18 protein-coding genes, 1 riboswitch and 1 other annotated feature are annotated in these 18,615 nt (G+C 44.1%); of the genes, 6 read left to right on the forward strand and 12 right to left on the reverse strand.

The window, feature by feature from the left end; all coding sequences use genetic code 11:
• Positions 1–4 precede the first annotated feature (4 nt).
• Positions 5–520 carry a YchJ family protein gene (locus MSG33_RS11235; RefSeq protein ID WP_237283772.1) on the forward strand — a complete coding sequence of 172 codons (516 nt, stop codon included), beginning with the start codon at positions 5–7 and terminating at the stop codon, positions 518–520.
• A gap of 283 nt (positions 521–803) precedes the next feature.
• Here MSG33_RS11235 and hisIE read toward each other — a convergent pair whose 3' ends face one another.
• From hisIE to hisG, 8 genes are all read right to left on the reverse strand, one after another.
• Entirely contained in the window at positions 804–1,439 is a 636-nt protein-coding gene (gene hisIE, locus MSG33_RS11240) for a bifunctional phosphoribosyl-AMP cyclohydrolase/phosphoribosyl-ATP diphosphatase HisIE (protein ID WP_005533681.1), read from the reverse strand.
• Entirely contained in the window at positions 1,436–2,209 is a 774-nt protein-coding gene (gene hisF / locus MSG33_RS11245) for an imidazole glycerol phosphate synthase subunit HisF (RefSeq protein WP_004749837.1), read from the reverse strand. The genes hisIE and hisF overlap by 4 nt, the downstream gene beginning before the upstream one ends.
• The gene (gene hisA / locus MSG33_RS11250; protein WP_005390889.1) at positions 2,191–2,928 is read right to left on the reverse strand and encodes a 1-(5-phosphoribosyl)-5-[(5-phosphoribosylamino)methylideneamino]imidazole-4-carboxamide isomerase; all 738 of its coding nucleotides are present in this window, start codon (positions 2,926–2,928) and stop codon (positions 2,191–2,193) included. Before hisA ends, hisF begins: the two co-directional genes overlap by 19 nt.
• A 12-nt stretch (positions 2,929–2,940) precedes the next feature.
• A complete protein-coding gene (hisH, locus tag MSG33_RS11255) occupies positions 2,941–3,555 on the reverse strand; it encodes an imidazole glycerol phosphate synthase subunit HisH (RefSeq protein ID WP_248381082.1) in 615 nt (204 codons plus the stop codon).
• Positions 3,556–3,581: 26 nt separating this feature from the next.
• The gene (hisB, locus tag MSG33_RS11260; protein WP_005390875.1) at positions 3,582–4,655 is read right to left on the reverse strand and encodes a bifunctional histidinol-phosphatase/imidazoleglycerol-phosphate dehydratase HisB; all 1,074 of its coding nucleotides are present in this window, start codon (positions 4,653–4,655) and stop codon (positions 3,582–3,584) included.
• 65 nt (positions 4,656–4,720) lie between these two features.
• Positions 4,721–5,761, reverse strand: coding sequence for a histidinol-phosphate transaminase (gene hisC, locus MSG33_RS11265; RefSeq protein WP_053807212.1), 1,041 nt, complete (start codon positions 5,759–5,761; stop codon positions 4,721–4,723).
• An 18-nt stretch (positions 5,762–5,779) separates the two neighbouring features.
• Positions 5,780–7,072 carry a histidinol dehydrogenase gene (gene hisD / locus MSG33_RS11270; protein WP_005390871.1) on the reverse strand — a complete coding sequence of 431 codons (1,293 nt, stop codon included), beginning with the start codon at positions 7,070–7,072 and terminating at the stop codon, positions 5,780–5,782.
• A 5-nt stretch (positions 7,073–7,077) separates the two neighbouring features.
• Complete coding sequence (gene hisG, locus MSG33_RS11275; protein ID WP_005390869.1) at positions 7,078–7,974, reverse strand: ATP phosphoribosyltransferase; 897 nt, start codon at positions 7,972–7,974, stop codon at positions 7,078–7,080.
• Positions 7,975–8,027: 53 nt separating this feature from the next.
• Positions 8,028–8,165 (reverse strand) — a sequence feature (His leader region).
• 365 nt (positions 8,166–8,530) lie between these two features.
• Here hisG and MSG33_RS11280 point away from each other — a divergent pair.
• Positions 8,531–9,484, forward strand: a complete 954-nt coding sequence (locus MSG33_RS11280) for a sigma-54 dependent transcriptional regulator (RefSeq protein WP_248381090.1) — start codon at positions 8,531–8,533, stop codon at positions 9,482–9,484.
• 326 nt (positions 9,485–9,810) lie between these two features.
• Here the strand turns inward: MSG33_RS11280 and tet(35) are convergent, their stop codons facing one another.
• Entirely contained in the window at positions 9,811–11,412 is a 1,602-nt protein-coding gene (gene tet(35), locus MSG33_RS11285; protein ID WP_005390865.1) for a tetracycline efflux Na+/H+ antiporter family transporter Tet(35), read from the reverse strand.
• A 109-nt stretch (positions 11,413–11,521) separates the two neighbouring features.
• Positions 11,522–11,704, reverse strand: a riboswitch (Lysine riboswitch).
• A 582-nt stretch (positions 11,705–12,286) separates the two neighbouring features.
• On the opposite strand from tet(35), the gene MSG33_RS11290 reads away from it, so the two are divergent.
• Positions 12,287–12,694 carry an H-NS family nucleoid-associated regulatory protein gene (locus tag MSG33_RS11290; RefSeq protein ID WP_005390863.1) on the forward strand — a complete coding sequence of 136 codons (408 nt, stop codon included), beginning with the start codon at positions 12,287–12,289 and terminating at the stop codon, positions 12,692–12,694.
• Positions 12,695–12,822: 128 nt separating this feature from the next.
• On the opposite strand, the gene MSG33_RS11295 is transcribed toward MSG33_RS11290, so the two are convergent.
• Positions 12,823–14,127, reverse strand: a complete 1,305-nt coding sequence (locus MSG33_RS11295; protein WP_005390861.1) for an inosine/guanosine kinase — start codon at positions 14,125–14,127, stop codon at positions 12,823–12,825.
• A 117-nt stretch (positions 14,128–14,244) separates the two neighbouring features.
• Entirely contained in the window at positions 14,245–14,514 is a 270-nt protein-coding gene (locus MSG33_RS11300) for a hypothetical protein (protein ID WP_005390859.1), read from the reverse strand.
• A gap of 188 nt (positions 14,515–14,702) precedes the next feature.
• Here MSG33_RS11300 and mnmA point away from each other — a divergent pair, with 188 nt between their 5' ends.
• The 3 genes from mnmA to purB all read left to right on the forward strand — a co-directional run bounded on the left by mnmA (position 14,703) and on the right by purB (position 17,973).
• Complete coding sequence (gene mnmA / locus MSG33_RS11305; RefSeq protein ID WP_005390857.1) at positions 14,703–15,827, forward strand: tRNA 2-thiouridine(34) synthase MnmA; 1,125 nt, start codon at positions 14,703–14,705, stop codon at positions 15,825–15,827.
• A gap of 10 nt (positions 15,828–15,837) precedes the next feature.
• The gene (gene hflD, locus MSG33_RS11310; RefSeq protein WP_046874772.1) at positions 15,838–16,455 is read left to right on the forward strand and encodes a high frequency lysogenization protein HflD; all 618 of its coding nucleotides are present in this window, start codon (positions 15,838–15,840) and stop codon (positions 16,453–16,455) included.
• Between the two features lie 147 nt (positions 16,456–16,602).
• On the forward strand, positions 16,603–17,973 hold the full coding sequence (gene purB / locus MSG33_RS11315) for an adenylosuccinate lyase (protein ID WP_005390853.1): 1,371 nt from the start codon (positions 16,603–16,605) through the stop codon (positions 17,971–17,973).
• 116 nt (positions 17,974–18,089) lie between these two features.
• On the opposite strand, the gene MSG33_RS11320 is transcribed toward purB, so the two are convergent.
• Positions 18,090–18,611, reverse strand: a complete 522-nt coding sequence (locus MSG33_RS11320; protein ID WP_041853046.1) for a DUF3833 domain-containing protein — start codon at positions 18,609–18,611, stop codon at positions 18,090–18,092.
• Positions 18,612–18,615 lie beyond the last annotated feature (4 nt).

The raw sequence follows: 18,615 nt of genomic DNA on the forward strand, positions 1-18,615 counted from the left end.
TTTTATGGCTTCTTCTTGTCCTTGCGGCTCTAACCGCACCTACCAACAGTGTTGTGAAATTGCCCACAATAACCATGCTGACGTTACCACTCCGGAGCAGTTAATGCGCTCTCGTTACAGTGCGCATGTGCTAGGTCTAGTAGATTACGTGGTGAACACGTACCACCCAAGCTGTAATGCAGAAGAACAACGAGAAGGCATTGCCCAATCTATCGACAGCGATTGGTGCAAACTTGAAGTATTAAAAACAGAAGCTGGCAGTAATGACAATGAAGGCTTTGTCGAGTTTAGCGCTTATTTTGATGAAGACGGCAAACGCTACTGTATGACAGAACGTTCTCGCTTCGTAAAAGAAAATGGGCTTTGGTACTACATTGACGGCACATTTCCTGAAGAAGAGCCAGAAGAAGAACCAGAACAGGATCCACGTTTGAACCAAACAGTAAGCAGTCTCAAGGTCGGCCGTAACGACCCGTGTATCTGCGGAAGCGGTAAGAAGTTTAAGAAGTGTTGTGGGTAAAGGCATCCACGCCTAGCTTATTGAGTTCGCTTTAATGAGATTCCTGACCTCACCTAAGCTCGTCGGAATAACGTGAATATGTACTTTCGTTTGAAATAGATAACGCGACTTCAAATACCGTTAGAAAATATATCGTCATTCTGAACAGCGAAGAACAAGCGTGATTCAGAATATAATCACCGTAGGCTCTGCTTTCAGATTTCCCCACCGAATCAACAATATTACATTAAAAAAAAGCCCCTAGACTCACGGGAATAGAGGCTTTCATTTATCTATGACAGGCTTATTTATGACGTTCTTTCAACTTGTTCACTACGTCATTCATCGATAAGCCTTGGTCTTGAAGCAATACCATTAAGTGGTAAATCAAGTCTGCTGATTCACACACTAACTCCGCCTTATCGCCCGACGTCGCCGCAAGCGCGACTTCAACGCCTTCTTCGCCAACTTTTTGCGAAATACGCTTGGTGCCACGGGCATAAAGACTGGCAGTATAAGAGGAATCTGGGTCGGCACTCTTGCGGGCAGCCAATAGCTGCTCAAGTTGATGAAGCCACACCATTTGTGACTCCTCTTGAGGGTCCACATCCCAGCAAGTTGTGTTACCCAAGTGACACGTAGGACCAATGGGATTCACTTTCACCAGTAGCGTATCGTTGTCGCAATCGAGCTGCATGTTCACCAATTGCAATACGTTGCCAGAGGTCTCACCTTTGGTCCAAAGACGCTGCTTGGTACGAGAGAAAAACGTCACTTGACCTGTTTCGCCCGTTTTTGCCAACGCATCTTGGTTCATGTAACCCATCATCAGCACTTGGCTTGATTGGAAATCTTGTACGATGGCAGGTACCAGACCATCCACCTTTTCCCAGTTGATTCGCTCAGCTAGCGAACTTACTTCGGCGGCTTTCACACTCATAGTCGTACCTCAATGCCTTGTTGTTTCAAATACTGCTTTAATTCACCAATGTTGATGACTTGTTTGTGGAATACCGACGCGGCAAGCGCGCCATCCACATTGGCTTTTTGGTATGCTTCCGCAAAGTGCTCCATAGCACCTGCACCACCCGATGCAATCAATGGTACGTTACACACTTCACGCACCATATTGAGTTGTTCAATATCATAGCCGTTACGCACACCGTCTTGGTTCATCATGTTCAGTACGATTTCACCAGCGCCGCGTTTTTGTACTTCTTGCACCCAATCACGCGTTTCCCATTGGGTCGCTTTGGTGCGTTCTTCATCACCAGTAAACTGGTAAACCTGATACTTGCCCGTCTCTTTGTCGTAGTATGAATCGATACCAACGACGATACATTGCACACCAAACTTATCAGCAAGGTCAGTAATCAGCTGAGGGTTCGCCAAGGCAGGAGAGTTAATAGATACCTTATCTGCACCAAACTCAAGAATGCGCGCCGCGTCCTCTGCTGATTTAATGCCACCAGCCACACAGAACGGAATATCAATCACTTCTGCAACGCGAGCGACCCAACTTTTATCAACGACACGCCCATCACTTGAAGCGGTAATATCGTAGAACACAAGCTCGTCAGCGCCTTCTTCCGCATAACGCTGCGCCAGAGGAACGATGTCACCAATGATTTCGTGGTTGCGGAACTGGACGCCCTTCACCACTTGTCCATCACGAACATCAAGACATGGAATTATTCGCTTTGCCAGCATGCAAACGCCTCCTCTGCTGTGAACTTACCATCTAACAATGCGCGACCAACAATCACACCAGCAACACCGCTGCCTTTTAGTGCTTCGATATCCGCTAATGAGCCAATGCCGCCTGAAGATTGAAACTGCACTTGTGGGTACTGTTTACATAAGTCGACGTAAAGCTCAACGTTTGAGCCTTCTAGCGTACCATCACGAGAAATGTCCGTGCAAAGCACATGCTGTAGACCTACCGTCAGATAATCGTTGATCAAAGCTTCGATAGTCACACCTGAGTCTTCTTGCCAACCAGATATTGCCACTTTACGCGTGCCGTCTTGGTCGATGTTGATATCTAGAGCGAGAACGATTTTCTCCGCGCCATACTTTTCCATCCAACCTTTCACAAGCTCTGGCTGTTTTACTGCTGTAGAGCCAACGACAACACGCTGAGCACCGGCTTCTAACAGATCAATCACGTCTTGCTCTGTACGCACACCACCACCGATTTGGATGTTCGCTGGCGTGCTTGCGAGTAGCTTTGCAATCAAATCAAGTTGACGTGCTGTCGTGTCTTTCGCGCCAGTTAAATCCACTAAGTGTAGCCAGTTAGCACCTGCTTGGTGGTACAAATTGAACTGCTCTGCTGGGTCGACTTTGTACTCGGTTACTTGGCCGTAATCACCTTGATAAAGGCGAACCACCTGTCCTTCAATTAAATCAAGAGCTGGAATAATCACACTAAATCCCTTTTATAATTCTAAGAAGTTTTGAATAAGCTTCGCGCCCGCTTTTGAAGAACGCTCTGGGTGGAATTGCACACCATAATAGTTACCGCTTTGAACCGCAGCAGTGAATGGATTTCCGTAATCACATTCGGCAATGGTGTAGTCTCCAACTGGCATCGCAAAGCTGTGCACAAAATAGAAGTACTCGCCCTCTTCAATACCTTTGAATAACGGATTGCCTGCTTTTGCAGAAACGGTATTCCACCCCATGTGCGGCAGTGGCAAATCGCCGGTTTGAAGCAGCTTCACTTCGCCATCACAAAGTCCAAGACACTCAACTAACTCGTCTGCTTTCTGGCCTTTTTCTTGAGACACTTTGCCAAGCAATTGCATGCCTAAACAGATACCTAGCAGTGGCTTTTCTACCTGTTTTACCAAGCTGATAAGGTCACGCTCTTCTAGGTTCTTCATCGCTTCACTGGCGGTTCCCACGCCCGGTAGAAATAGCTTGTCAGCCGCCAATACAACTTGTGGTTCTTTTGAAATCGTTACGTCATAACCTAGGCGTTCAATAGCAAACTTCACCGAAGAGACGTTGGCACAGCCAGTATCGATAATGACAACTTTCTGTTCTGTCACTGTTTTTCTCCTTGCTAAGGTTAGCCTTAAAGTACGCCTTTACTACTTGGTAGCTCAGTGCCTTCTACTTTGATTGCTTGGCGCAGAGTGCGACCAAACGCTTTAAATAGGCTCTCAATAATGTGGTGATCATTGTTGCCCGCAGAAGAAAGGTGCAACGTACATGCTAATGTGTCAGTCAAAGAGCGGAAGAAGTGAACCACCATCTCTGTTGAAAGATCACCCACTTGCTCACGGCTAAACTGCGCATCGAACTTAAGGTAAGGACGACCAGATAGGTCCAGTGCACATTGTGCCAAGCACTCATCCATTGGCAGGCTGAAACCAAAGCGACCAATACCACGTTTGTCACCCAGTGCTTCTTTCAACGCTTGACCTAACGCAAGAGCGGTATCTTCTACTGTGTGGTGATCATCAATGTGCAGGTCACCTTCCACTTTGCACACCATTTGGAATCCACCGTGCGTCGCAATTTGATCCAGCATGTGGTCAAAGAAGCCAAGACCCGTTGAGATATCGTTACCGCCTTGCTCATCAAGATTAACCGCAACTTTGATGTCCGTTTCTTTCGTGGTACGAATAACTTCAGCAACACGAGCTTTCACCGTCAGATCTTTCAGGATCTGTTTCCAACCCATGGTTTCTGGGTTGTATTGAATACCACGAATTGCCATGTTTTCTGCAAGTTGAAGATCGGTTTGACGATCGCCAATCACGACAGAGTTTTGGAAATCAACTTTGCCACCTTGAAGGTACTCTTTCACCATGCCTAGCTTAGGCTTACGGCAAGAGCAGTTATCTTCTTCAAAGTGAGGACAAATCAACACGTCATCGAACTTCACACCTTGAGACTCGAAGATCTCCATCATCATGTTGTGCGGTGCATCAAAATCAGCTTGTGGGTAGCTGTCAGTACCCAAACCATCTTGGTTAGTGACCATCACTAGACGGTATCCAGCATCCTGCAACGACAACAGGCTTGGGATAACAAATGGCTCTAGTTTTAACTTATCCAAGCGGTCAACTTGGAAATCAATCGGTGGCTCAACAATCAGCGTGCCATCTCGGTCGATAAATAGGATTTTTTGTTGCTTGCTCACTCGAACTTCCTTATTACTAATCTTGTTTCGTTCTCGGCATAAACCGAGAACGTTGAGAATTCTATTTATGAATAGTAGTTTCTAATGAAACCCAGTGTCTTTTCACACTCGTCGCGGTTACCAACACTGATACGCACGCAGTTCTCAATTGGCGAGTTACGCAGGATAATGCCCGTATCCCAAGCGGCTTTGAAAAGAGCATCGCCATCTGGGAATTTCACCAATAAGTAGTTACCCCACCCTTCAAAAACCTCCAGACCCGGAATCATCGACAAACCAACTTGTAAGTAAGCTCGGTTCGCGTTCAAATCGAGAACTTGGAACTTCGCTCGCGCTAGGCCTGCTTCAGAGAGCGCTTGAGTAGCAATTTCAGCAACTGGAACCGGTACTGGATATGGTGCGATCACTTTAAGAAGGACGTTAATCAGTTCTTCGTTTGCTAGCGTAAATCCACAACGAAGACCAGCAAGCGCGAAAGCTTTCGACAGAGTACGCAGAATCGCTAGATTTGGATATTCTGCCAATAAATCTACTGTTGACGCTTCTGGACAAAAATCGATGTACGCTTCGTCCATGACCACGATTGCGCGGTCTTTTGTCATCTCAAGCAGAGAGACAATATCGTCACGCTTAACTAAGTTACCCGTTGGGTTGTTTGGCGAGCATACGAAAACCAGTTTCACGTTATCTAGATTCGCTTCGATACCTGCGAGGTCTAGTTGCCAATCTGACGTTAGCGGCACCGTTTTGCGCTCTACACCGATGGTTTCTGCACTGATGGCGTACATACCGTAAGTCGGTGGGCAGTATAAAATCGCGTCTTCACCCGGTTCACAGAAAGCACGAATCAATAACTCAATACCTTCATCTGCACCGCGAGAAGTCAGCGTTTGTTCTGGCTTCACTCCAGCATACGCGGCGTAAGCAGAAATCAGTTCTTTCGGCTGGCATTCGCTGTAACGATTAAGACGAGCAAAGTCTGTTTTGTATTCATTGTTGAATGGCGATTCGTTGGCGTTCAGCCATACGTCACCTGTTCCACCAATTCGGCGAGCCGAAAGATAAGGTGTTAGTTGTTGGACTTGTTTACGCGCTAGCTTTTCCATCTCTTTACTCTCTTATTCTTACTTACTTGCTAATTTTTCTACACGGATAGTAACAGCACGTTTGTGGGCGTCCAGACCTTCTGCTTCAGCCATGGTGACAACCGTTGGCGCAAGATTTTTAAGACCGTCAGCTGAAAGCTCTTGAACCGTCATTCGTTTAGAAAAATCAGCCAAACCTAAGCTTGAATATGTCCGTGTGTAACCGTAAGTAGGAAGAACGTGGTTAGTGCCCGATGCGTAATCACCTGCAGATTCAGGCGACCAATCCCCAAGGAAGATCGAACCTGCGTTGTCTAATAGAGGCAGAAGCTCGCGTGGGTTCTTAGTCTGAACAATTAAGTGCTCAGGACCATAATAATTAGAAATAGAGATCGCTTGGGTGATCGATTCAGCAATAATGATTAAACTCGATGCGAGCGCTTTTTCTGCAATCTCTGAACGAGACAACTCTTTCAATTGACGACGAACGGCATCTGTCACCTGATCTGCAATAATGGCTGATGGAGTCACAAGTACAACTTGAGAGTCAGGTCCATGCTCTGCCTGACTTAGAAGGTCCGCCGCAATAAAATCTGGGTCCGCTGTTTCATCCGCAATCACAAGAACTTCCGAAGGACCCGCTGGCATATCAATCGCTGCGCCACGGAAATCATTGCTCACCTGACGCTTTGCTTCCGTCACGTAAGCGTTACCCGGGCCAAAAATCTTATCAACTTTTGATACGGTCTCTGTACCATATGCCATTGCAGCAACAGCTTGACCACCACCGACGTTGTACACTTCATCAATGCCACACAATTTTGCTACGTAAAGGATCTCGTCAGCGATTGGAGGCGGAGAGCAAAGCACAACTTTACGACAGCCAGCAATTTTCGCAGGCACGCCAAGCATCAAAACCGTCGATGGCAATGGCGCGCTACCACCAGGAATGTACAAACCCACTTTTTGAATTGGACGTGTTACCTGTTCACAAAGCACACCCGGTTGAGTTTCGACTTTAATTGGCTGTGGCTTTTGCGCTTTGTGGAATTTAGAAATATTGGCATAAGCTTGCTCTAATGCGTTTTTCATTGATTCAGACAAGCGCTCTGAAGCGGCTTTAATTTCCTGAGAAGAAACACGAATGGACTCAGGTTTAACGCGATCAAACTTTTCTGTCAGCTCGTTGAGAGCAGAGTCGCCTTCATTTCGAACTTTAGCGATAACCTCAGACACTGCTGCAGTGATATTTGCACCTTCTGCAATAGCAGGACGTTCTAAGATCGAATCTTGCTGCTCTTCACTTAAAGATTGCCAAACGACTGTTCTCATGATGTTTACTCCATCATTTTTTCAATTGGTAGCACTAGGATTGAGCTAGCGCCTAACTCTTTTAGCTGTTCCATGGTTTCCCAGAACAGGTTTTCAGAACTCACTAAGTGAACAGCCATTTTCTGCTTATCTGCAGAAAGAGGAAGAACCGTAGGATCCTCAGCACCAGGAAGTAGTGCTTTGATTTGATCGAGCTTTTCAGCTGGTGCGTGAAGCATGATGTACTTAGACTCTTTCGCTTGTTGTACGCCTTGCATGCGAGTCAGTAGTTTTTCAATCAGTGCTGTTTTGTCTGCATCAAACTCACCGATACGTTGAATCAGCGTCGCTTTAGATTTAAAGATCACTTCCGCTTCTTTTAAGCCATTCGCTTCTAACGTTGCGCCAGTCGATACCAAATCAGCAATAGCGTCAGCTAGACCTGCGCGAGGTGCAACTTCTACAGAGCCAGTTAGCATACATGTGGAGAATGGAACGCCTGCTTCATCCATGTAAGCTTTTAGGAGTTGAGGGTAAGTTGTGGCAATACGCTTACCAGCTAAGTCTTGTGGACCGTTGTACTCTTCATCCTTGTCGATAGCGATAGACAAGCGACAACCGCCAAAATCCAGTCGACGAAGTTGAACAAACTCACATGGCTCACCCAAAGCTTTGCGATCAAGACGAACTTCTTCTAGTTCGTTTTCTCCGATGAAACCAAGGTCAACCACGCCATCCATGATCAAGCCAGGGATGTCATCGTCACGAACCAAAAGCAAATCAATTGGCATGTTCTCCGAGTGAACCACTAAACGCTCACCCATTACATTAAATTTTACGCCGCACTGTTTTAGCAGAGCTTGGCTCTCTTTGCTAAGGCGACCTTTTTTCTGAATTGCGATTCTTAAGCGTTGTGTTTGCATTGCTTTTTCCCTGTGCAAGATTTTGATATCTAAGTAATTTTTGAATTAATAAAACTAAAAAACCCTCGAGAGATTGGAGTCTCCCGAGGGTTTAAAATCTGCTTTTACTTTGATTTCACCTCCGGGAGTTTCCTGCCTCCCGGGTATGCGTACATCGCCCGAAAGACTAGATTGGGTGATGATGGTGATGAATGTTCATTACAAAATTACGCATACTTATTTAAGGCTCTATTGAGTTGCTTCGTTAGTAACCACACTAACCAAGGATTCTATATTTTTCAATACTGAATTTAGCATTTTCTAACTATTTTTTATAATTACTTGATTTTAAAGGGTTTAAATTTAATTTCAGTTGAGTATATGGGTAGAAATTAGGTTTCTATTCAACCCTATTCTTAAAGAAAAAGAAGAATAGTATGAATTTTCATCAAAACAACTATTTAGATCTCACCGCCCTTAGTAATTGACATCATTCTCAATAAAGAGACATCCACTCACGTTTGAGACGACTCATTCAAAACTATTATTTTAGTGGGGCAAAAAATAGTGATTAACCATGAAACTGCGTAACGGTAGTAACAAACAAGCTGTGGATTTCAGCGATACAACACTATACCCATTAATCGGCCATAGTGCATGTATCCAAGAACTTCGCACGGCAATCCAAAAGTACGCTCAATGTGATGCTGAAGTACTCATTCAGGGTGAAACAGGGGTGGGCAAAGGTCTCTGTGCTCGTCTTATTCATCAGTTGTCGAACAGACACTCGGCACCTTTTGTTGAAGTTAACTGCGGCGCAATTCCAAGTGGTCTTATTGCGTCCGAACTTTTCGGTCACGAAAAAGGAGCATTTACAGGAGCGATTTCAGATCGTATCGGTTTTATTCAAAAAGCGCATAAAGGTACCCTATTCCTAGATGAGATTGGTGATATGCCGCCGGATCTACAAATCCACCTTCTGCACTTTTTAGAGAGTAAGCAAATCCATAAAGTCGGCGCTGATAAATTCATTGACGTGGACTGTAGAGTCATTGCTGCGAGCCACGTGGATTTGAAAAATGAGGTTGTACAAGGTGGATTCCGTGAAGATTTATTCTATCGGCTTAATATCTTGCCATTAACCATTCCTCCACTGAGAAAGCGTGGGAAAGATATCCTTATGTTATCAGAACACTTCTTAACAGATTTGTCTCATGGTCAGGTACAAAAAATGTCGGATAAAGTCAAAGCCAAGCTCCTCAAACATCGTTGGCCAGGTAACGTAAGAGAACTGCGAAATGTAATCCAACGAGCGATTGTCATGTGTGAAGATCACACGCTTCTCGTCGCCGACTTGGGCCTTGATAATAATGAAAGGCAATTACTCCCTTCAGTGGACCAAATTGATCTCGACTACCTACTGCAAGCTATCGAAGAAAATAAGCACAACATGAGTGCGGCTGCACGTCATCTTGGTATTTCAAGAACAACGCTTTATCGTCTAATAAAGAAATACAACTTAAATGTTTAGTTGCTGTACAGGTGTAACGTGACACTGTGTAACAGACAAATCATCATATATCATTTACTTAGCCCCTCATCATAAACCTCTTGACATTACCGTCTTTAAAATCAACAAGTTAAACCAGGCATAGTCTTTGCTTAGAGCTAAGAAGAAGTCGGTTGATAGATTTTCTATCACAGCACAGAAAGGAGTGCTCAGAACACAAATAGCTCGCTTTTAACACGAAACGATTATCCCCAAAAACGCGATTGCCCCCCTCACCTAAATCGCGTTAAAAAAAAGCTCCGCTAAATTTAGCGGAGCTTCCTCTTTATTAAAAACACTGAGCTGTACTAGACATTTTGGCACGATGCCATTTTAGACTTCGACAACCAAGAAAGTGCTCCACATACAATAATAAATGTGATTGATGCAGCGATGAATGAGAATGCAATTGACGCAGTCATCCCCAAAGTAATGAAGCCAACACAGGAAACTAGCGCCACGGACAATGCATAAGGCAACTGGGTCGATACATGATCAATATGATTACAACGTGCACCAGTCGACGACAGAATAGTGGTATCGGAGATAGGTGAACAATGGTCACCAAAAACGGCACCGGCTAAAACTGCACTTAGCATTGGGAGCATTAGCGCAAGATCGGTTGCACCAGCCATATCACCCGCGATTGGAAGCATAATGCCGAACGTACCCCAAGAAGTACCTGTTGAAAATGCCATTAGACCAGACAACAAGAATAGGATAACCGGTAGCCAATGTGGATTGATATTGCCCTGAGCCATTGTAGAAAGGTAAGAACCCGTCTTCATATCACCGATAACCGAACCGATAGTCCAGGCAAATACTAGGATTAGAATCGCGCCAAACATAGACTTAGCACCAATCCATAGTGTGCGTGCAATTTCACCCATTGGAAGACCTTGCTTCACAACAGTAAATAATGCGACAGCTAAGCCAAGCAAGCTACCGTAGATTAGTGATGTGCCTACATCTGTATTTTCAAACGCACCTAGAAGCGCAAACTCTTTGCCGTCAGCAGCCAATGCTTGGCCACCCGTGTAAAGCATAGAAGCGATAGTCGCAATAATCAGCGTCACGATAGGAAGTACCAAGTCTGACACTTTACCCTTTTCGCTTTCACGGATATCTAGCTCTTCGTTTAGATCATGCGCTTCTTGCGAGTCGTTTTCTTTGTCTTTATCAAAGCCGCGGCCTTGAGATGCAGAGATTTCATGCTCACGCATCTTACCGATATCGAGGCCAAACCACGCCACAGCAAACACCATAAGCAGTGCAAAAACTGCGTAGAAGTTCATTGGAATAAGACGAACGTACGCGCCAAGAGCCGAATACTCAGTGATCCCATGTGAGACTAAGATACCGCCGATAATCGTAATAATGTAAGCACCCCAGCTAGAAGCAGGCATGATCACACACATTGGTGCAGCAGTTGAGTCTAGAATGTACGCAAGCTTCGCGCGAGACACATAAAAACGGTCGGTTACTGGACGAGAAATGGCACCAACAGCAAGACTGTTAAAGTAATCGTCGACAAAAATGAATACGCCTAAAAAGGCAGCAAGAAGTTTGGAGCCGCGTTTACTCTTCACTCGAGATTGTGCCCATTCGGCAAATGCACGAGTACCACCAGATAGCGTTAATAATGCAGTTGTCATACCTAATAAGATTAGGAAACCAACAATGCTCATGTTCCAAGTGTTAATTCCGCCATCTTCAATAAAGACAGAAGAAACTTGAGAACTCACGTAACTAACGGTATCACCGATAGACCAGCTATTAAGTAGAACCGCACCCAGCACGATACCTACACCTAAGGAAACTAATACACGTCGAGTCAGAATCGCCAAAGTCAAAGCGACAATAGGTGGCAATAATGAAACAGGAGAACTAGAAAAATCTATTAAATTCATGATCTTCAAAAACCAAAGTTTGGCTAGAGATCTACTGCAGACAAGTCACGTAGCATACGATACGTGCTCATGTTGAACTTAGCGACAGGGAAGCGAACACTCCACCCAACCCTACAGTAGCGCTCCATAGTTTAATGTGAATATATACTATGGCAGTGTTGTTCCTTTCAGATACAACCCCAGCAAGTAACTTTGATGAGTTACTTACTTCGGCAATCTTCGCCTTCCACTATTATTCATTGGCATCACCCCAATAATAGCTACTCTTCGAGACCGCGCCTCTACGGCAACAACAAACAATTAACCACTAACTGTACAAATTAACAACAAATTGTCTGCAATATTGCATCAGGTAGCAGCCATTGTACTTATGATGAGAGTCAATGCAACACATCAAACTAAATTAAACAAATAAATAATGACTGAGATAATTTATAAACCTTGTCTACTTCAAGTTAGTTTTGTGCAACTGAAATCACATCAATTTTGTTATTTATGAAACATTATTACTACCTTAAAAATATCATGGTTTATCTTGTATCAATAAATTAAGGATATATGACACTCCATCAAAGATGGACGCTTCATATTTTTAAGTAATAACTCAACTTTTTTTATAAAAACCAAGCTGGCTCTATCTCTATACAATAACGAGTGTTGATTTCAATTCTCATCTAATAAGATTTATTTCGAGTGTAATAATATTTATTGCTTTAAAAAAATAGCTAAATTTAAACAAAATCTTGATTTAGTATTTGCACATAAGGAAAAGATAAAGTTAAATATAAGGACTCTTTGTTTATTTATAGATTGGCATTATTTAATCGTAACGATAAAAAGTGCCCAACACATTAACCTTTTAATAGGAATCGTTATGTCAGAGCTGACTAAAACCCTTCTAAATATCCGTAGCCTTCGTGCATTTTCTCGTGAGCTGACTCTAGAACAATTGGAAGAAGCTCTAGATAAACTAACTACTGTCGTAGAAGAGCGTCGTGAAGCAGAAGAAGCAGAACGTGCAGCACAAGCTGAGCAAGAAGCTAAGCTAGCAGAGATCGCAGAGAAAATTGCTCAAGATGGTATTGACGTAGAAGCGCTTATTACTGCGCTATCTGGCGAAACTAAGACTAAAGGCAAAGCGAAGCGTGCACCTCGTCCAGCTAAATACAAATACACAGACTCAAACGGTAATGAGAAGACTTGGACAGGCCAAGGTCGTACACCTTCTGCAATTCAAGAGCAACTTGATGCAGGTAAATCTCTGGATGATTTCCTGATCTAAATTCGCGCTATTTTTTAAAAGGCTCCTATTGGGAGCCTTTTTTATTTGTAATGATCCAAATAAAAAAGGCGCATTTTTTAATGCGCCTTTTACTTTAGTTATAGAATGGTTAATTAAACTACTGTGTATTAACGTTCCCAGTATGCTTCTTCTAGGCTATCTTCTCGCTCAGGAAGCCCACGTGACAAACGTGGAGAATGTTGCACGAGAACTTCGTAGCTCGCACGGTTTGCGTATTTACATACTTGAGAAAAAGAAGAGTAAGTTAAATATTCGTTACTGTGCTTGCTTGAATTAGGCACATTTTCTTTATGGTATTTGTTTGCCGCCATATCATGAAGAACAGCAGATAACGCAGCATCACCTGCACCATTGGTATTCTTGATTTTTTCTGGACCACCCATATATGGCGAGATATGTGAGTACACTTTTATTGGTGTTTCACATGTATCTTTTTTCGCCGGACGACTAAATTCATAGCGATTAAATTCAGCGATTGACCCCGGAAGTAATGGCAAAGAAGTTTCGCGCTTCGCGCTATCTTCCGTATAACCCGCCATAAATAGGCCTACAGGCCCCGCGGTGCACAATACTAGATCTGCCCACTCCAGTGTTTTATCAGATGCAGCAAGTGGGTCTGACTCACCCGTCAGAGCTTCTGCTTCATCTTCATTCATCGCAACGACTGAAACGTTATCTCGAATGAATTCTTGCCAATATTTCGGGTCATCTTGAATAACGAACTTCGTCCCAAGAGTCAGAACAACAGGTACATCATTCTTTTTCGCGTACTCAATCGCTTTCATTGTTGCTTCAGGCATTGGGTCGCCTTCTTTACAACGTACTAAATATGACGTTAGTACAAGCGCCGATGCATTTTTAAAGATTTTTTCTGGAATGCTATCAGGATGCAGTTGGTTCATTTGCCCTTCACTGATCGCAAAAGTACGTTCACCATCTTCTGTAATAAGAGCGAAACAACGACCGATAGCGCCATCAACACCTTGTAGATAGTTCAAGTCCATGCGGCTTGATGTATTACAAAGGTAACGGTAGCCATAGCTACCAATTTTGATATCCTGACTCATCACTCCAAGCAGCGTAGAGCGATCATCTGCTAGCACAGAGTAGTTGTGTAGCGTGTTACCAATTGTGCCACCCGCATACTCATTGGTAATTAAGTTCTCTTCTTTAAGTTGCTGGTACAACTCTTCTGCTCTTTCGTCATCAATAACCAAAGAGTGACCTTTACTCAGACCGTACTTTTCAATCACATCCGTTGTAACTTTAGCTTCAATATCAACCAAAGTTTGGTCAATACCAATGATGTGAGTGCGCGTCATCTTCTTGCTTTCTTGTGCTTGGCTCACCAGCGGGTCACGAGCATGAACAGGAAAATAGTGCTTCGATTTGCGTTGTCCAGGAAATTTCATATTGTCAGTCTGAGTAAGGGGATGAAAAGGAGAACGGATTCTATACCGCTAATAATAAAGCGGCAATAAAAGCAATTATAGCAAACGTTTGCTAGCCACTTTTTTCTTCTAGACTCCTTATTCACCTTCCATAAAACTTAGATCTGGCAGTTGCTCAAGGTGCTCGCAGTAACGCTTTAGGTTGAACTCACCTTCATTTTTCATCACATCGAAAATTTCAATCGACATGGCACATGCCATCATTGCAACCGCTTCTTCTCTAGGTGTCCCTGTCATCATTAAGCGCATTAGCGTCTCTTTAACTTTTAATGGATTGCCGTCCTCAAGTTGGTTTTCAACAATTTCAATCAACTCGGCTTCTTGCATAAACTGGTTTTCTTCGGTCATTTGGACTTTCCTCTTGGATTTTTGCCAACTATGCCATATATACCTCTTCTATACTTGCGAAATTGCCCGTTCGAATTTCTGTTGAAGAAAAATGCAGCGAAACGAATTGTGATTTCGATCTCGGATCTGTCACCGGTCTGTGGATTCTGATAGAATCTGCATCCCGTTTATTTAAGTGGTGTTTAGTAATGTCTGATAACAGCCAAAAGAAAGTCATCGTCGGTATGTCCGGCGGCGTTGATTCATCTGTTTCTGCGTATCTTCTCAAGCAACAAGGCTACCAAGTAGAAGGCCTGTTCATGAAGAACTGGGAAGAAGATGACAACGAAGAATATTGTACAGCAGCAGAAGATCTTGCTGATGCTCAGGCAGTATGTGACAAGCTAGGCATTCATCTACACACCATCAACTTTGCTGCCGAATACTGGGATAACGTATTTGAGTACTTCCTTGCTGAATACAAAGCGGGTCGTACACCGAACCCTGACATTCTTTGTAACAAAGAAATCAAGTTCAAAGCATTCCTAGAATTCGCTGATGAAGTGCTTGATGCTGACTACATTGCAATGGGTCACTACGTACGTCGCTCTTTCCCAGATAACGGTGAGAAACCAGCGATGTTGCGTGGCCTAGATGGCAACAAAGACCAGAGCTACTTTCTATATACACTAAGCCACGAACAAATTGGCCGTAGCCTCTTCCCTGTTGGTGATTTAGAGAAACCTGAAGTACGCCGTATTGCGGAAGAGCAAGGTTTAGTAACAGCGAAGAAGAAAGACTCGACAGGTATTTGTTTCATCGGTGAGCGTAAATTTACCGACTTTCTAGGTCGTTACCTTCCTGCTCAGCCTGGTAATATCGAAACGCCAGAAGGCGAAGTGATCGGTCAACACCAAGGTTTGATGTACCACACACTAGGTCAGCGTAAAGGTCTACACATCGGTGGCCGTAAAGGCGGCGGTGGTAACGAAGAGCCGTGGTTTGTCGGTGAAAAAGACCTAGAGCGTAACGTGCTAATCGCAGTCCAAGGTAAAGACCACCCGATGCTAAAATCAGAAGGTCTACTTGCGTCACAACTTCACTGGGTAGATCGTGAGCCAATTCGCGATGTTATGAAGTGCACAGTGAAAACTCGTTACCGTCAGGAAGATATTCCTTGTACAATCATCCCGATCGATGATGAAAACATTAAAGTGATCTTTGATGAACCACAAATTGCAGTGACGCCTGGTCAATCAGCAGTGTTTTATAAAGATGACGTATGTCTAGGTGGCGGCATCATCGAGCAACGCATTAAATATTCTCAAGCTTAGGAGTCGTTACGTGGCGAATACACTTTATGACCGTACTATCGCTTTCGCTGGTATTTGCCAAGCTGTCGCTTTGGTTCAACAAGTTGCGAGAAACGGGCATTGTGATCAAGATGCTTTTGAAACATCAATCAACGCTATTTTGAACACAAACCCTGCTAACACCGTTGGCGTATTCGGTCGCGAAGCCGATCTAAAGCTCGGTCTGGAGTGTCTGGTTAAAGGGATTGATAGCACCCCATCAGGCAGTGAGATCACTCGTTACATCATTAGCTTAATGGCGCTAGAGCGTAAGTTAAGCGCTCGCAACGATGCCATGTCCCAGCTTGGTGACCGTATCCAGATGGCCAAGCGCCAGTCAGAGCATTTTGAACTGCTAGATGATCAAATGATCAGCAATTTAGCAAGCATCTACTTGGATGTTGTTAGCCCTATAGGACCACGCATTCAAGTAACAGGCACGCCTTCTGTACTGCAACAAACGGCCAGCCAACACAAAGTCCGTGCTCTACTGCTATCTGGCATTCGTAGTGCTGTTCTGTGGCGCCAAGTAGGCGGTAAACGTCGTCATCTAATTTTTGGCCGAAAGAAAATGGTCGAACAGGCTCAAATCCTGTTAGCCAGAATGTAGAATACTCTGCTAGCTCGCGTTTATCGCGAGCTACTTTTTTTCGAATAAAACAAATCCCGCGCAAACGTTTGCGCAATATTCGTGACAATTGCCACAGTTATTGGTATAACGCTCACGAAATTTAGAAACCCAATTCAGGAGAACATCATGGAACTGTCAGCATTGACTGCTGTTTCACCAGTAGACGGCCGTTACGGAAGCAAGACAATTGCGTTACGCGAAATTTTCAGTGAATACGGTCTACTAAAGTACCGTACTATCGTTGAAATCCGCTGGCTACAAAAGCTTGCTGCTACTGCTGAAATTGCAGAAGTGCCAGCGTTTAGCGCAGAAGCAAACCAATTCCTAGACGACCTTGCTGCAAACTTCTCTGAAGAAGATGCACGCCGTATCAAAGAGATCGAGCGTACAACTAACCACGACGTAAAAGCGGTTGAGTACTTCCTAAAAGAGAAAGTAGCAGACGTTCCTGAACTGCACGCAGTAAACGAGTTCTTCCACTTCGCATGTACTTCTGAAGACATCAATAACACCTCTCATGCGTTAATGCTAAAAGAAGCACGTGAGCAAGTGATTCTTCCAGAAATCCGTAACCTAATTGACGCTATCAAAGCACTCGCAGTTGAATACCGCGACATTCCTCTTCTATCTCGTACACACGGCCAGCCTGCTTCTCCATCTACAATGGGTAAAGAAATGGCAAACGTGGCGTACCGTATGGAGCGTCAATTCAAGCAAATCGAAAACGTTGAGATCCTAGCGAAAATCAACGGTGCAGTAGGTAACTACAACGCACACCTTTCTGCTTACCCTGAGCTAGATTGGCACAAGTTCTCTGAAGAATTCATTACAGAGTCTCTAGGCGTAACTTGGAACCCTTACACAACACAAATCGAGCCGCATGATTACATCGCTGAGCTGTTCGACGCTATCGCTCGTTTCAACACTATCCTGATTGACTTCGATCGTGACGTTTGGGGTTACATTGCATTAGGCCACTTTAAGCAAAAAACCATTGCTGGTGAGATCGGTTCTTCAACAATGCCGCACAAAGTTAACCCAATCGACTTTGAAAACTCTGAAGGTAACCTAGGTCTTGCGAACGCAGTATTCGGCCACCTAGCACAAAAGCTGCCTATCTCTCGTTGGCAACGTGACCTAACTGACTCAACGGTTCTACGTAACCTTGGTGTTGGTGTTGGCTACGCTATTATCGCTTACACTTCTACGCTTAAAGGCATCAGCAAGCTAGAAGTAAACCGTGAAGCGCTTCTTGCTGAACTAGATAAAAACTGGGAAGTACTAGCAGAGCCAGTACAAACAGTTATGCGTCGTTACGGCATCGAGAAGCCATATGAGAAGCTAAAAGAGCTAACTCGTGGTAAGCGTGTAGACGGCGAAGCAATGCGCAACTTCATCGACGGTCTTGAGCTCCCTGAGCACGAGAAAGCACGTCTGAAAGAGATGACGCCAGCGAACTACATTGGTCAAGCGGTTGAGCTGACAGATAAGCTGTAATCACACCTTGATGATCTGCAATTGAAAAGGTTGACGTGAAAGCGTCAACCTTTTTAGTTAGGAAGAAATAATTTCGGTTATTTGGTAGTAATGCAAGAGGATAAACCCCTCAACTATTATGGCTGTTTTTGGAAGAATAAGGTTATTGTCCCGACCTCTATACCAAACTTTTTAATTTTGGTGAGGTTGAAAACATGCTTCTCGTCCTGACGATAAAGCCAATCATCAAAAGCGACCGTTACTGTTGAGTCATCCATTTGCAACTCAAAGTCATACCGCCACTGCAACGCATTGCCTTGCTCAGCCCCTGTGGCTACACCAATAATATCCTCTGCTTTACCTTCATAGCGTCCATCTTCTAATTTGGTAATAACCCAAATTCGCTGGTCAACCTCTCCATCATCAAACACAAAGTCTTCCACCAGCGTCAACGTGTTACCTTCCACAGTACCCACGATGTCGACTTCAAAACGACGAGTTTGTTGTTCAGTGTAATCTTGGACCATCCCCCACGCCTTTGTTTCGCCTTCAAAATAGCCGAATAAATCAAAAGTCGGTGTAGATGATTGATAATTATCGATATCTGCTGAGCATGCTGAAAGTAAGGCCGCAGCAGCCAAGGCGACTGATTTTAAAATTCGT

The organism is Vibrio sp. 1CM7H, assembly GCF_023161645.1.
Taxonomy (GTDB): domain Bacteria; phylum Pseudomonadota; class Gammaproteobacteria; order Enterobacterales; family Vibrionaceae; genus Vibrio; species Vibrio diabolicus.

Bases quoted from the DNA above. Each gene is read 5' to 3' on its own strand.
- purB (WP_005390853.1), top strand. From the start codon at position 16,603: ATGGAACTGTCAGCATTGACTGCTGTTTCACCAGTAGACGGCCGTTAC.
- hisIE (WP_005533681.1), bottom strand. From the start codon at position 1,439: ATGAGTGTGAAAGCCGCCGAAGTAAGTTCGCTAGCTGAGCGAATCAAC.
- MSG33_RS11280 (WP_248381090.1), top strand. From the start codon at position 8,531: ATGAAACTGCGTAACGGTAGTAACAAACAAGCTGTGGATTTCAGCGAT.
- hisG (WP_005390869.1), bottom strand. From the start codon at position 7,974: ATGCAAACACAACGCTTAAGAATCGCAATTCAGAAAAAAGGTCGCCTT.
- hisF (WP_004749837.1), bottom strand. From the start codon at position 2,209: ATGCTGGCAAAGCGAATAATTCCATGTCTTGATGTTCGTGATGGACAA.
- hisD (WP_005390871.1), bottom strand. From the start codon at position 7,072: ATGAGAACAGTCGTTTGGCAATCTTTAAGTGAAGAGCAGCAAGATTCG.
- mnmA (WP_005390857.1), top strand. From the start codon at position 14,703: ATGTCTGATAACAGCCAAAAGAAAGTCATCGTCGGTATGTCCGGCGGC.
- MSG33_RS11235 (WP_237283772.1), top strand. From the start codon at position 5: ATGGCTTCTTCTTGTCCTTGCGGCTCTAACCGCACCTACCAACAGTGT.
- MSG33_RS11290 (WP_005390863.1), top strand. From the start codon at position 12,287: ATGTCAGAGCTGACTAAAACCCTTCTAAATATCCGTAGCCTTCGTGCA.
- hisC (WP_053807212.1), bottom strand. From the start codon at position 5,761: ATGGAAAAGCTAGCGCGTAAACAAGTCCAACAACTAACACCTTATCTT.
- MSG33_RS11295 (WP_005390861.1), bottom strand. From the start codon at position 14,127: ATGAAATTTCCTGGACAACGCAAATCGAAGCACTATTTTCCTGTTCAT.
- MSG33_RS11300 (WP_005390859.1), bottom strand. From the start codon at position 14,514: ATGACCGAAGAAAACCAGTTTATGCAAGAAGCCGAGTTGATTGAAATT.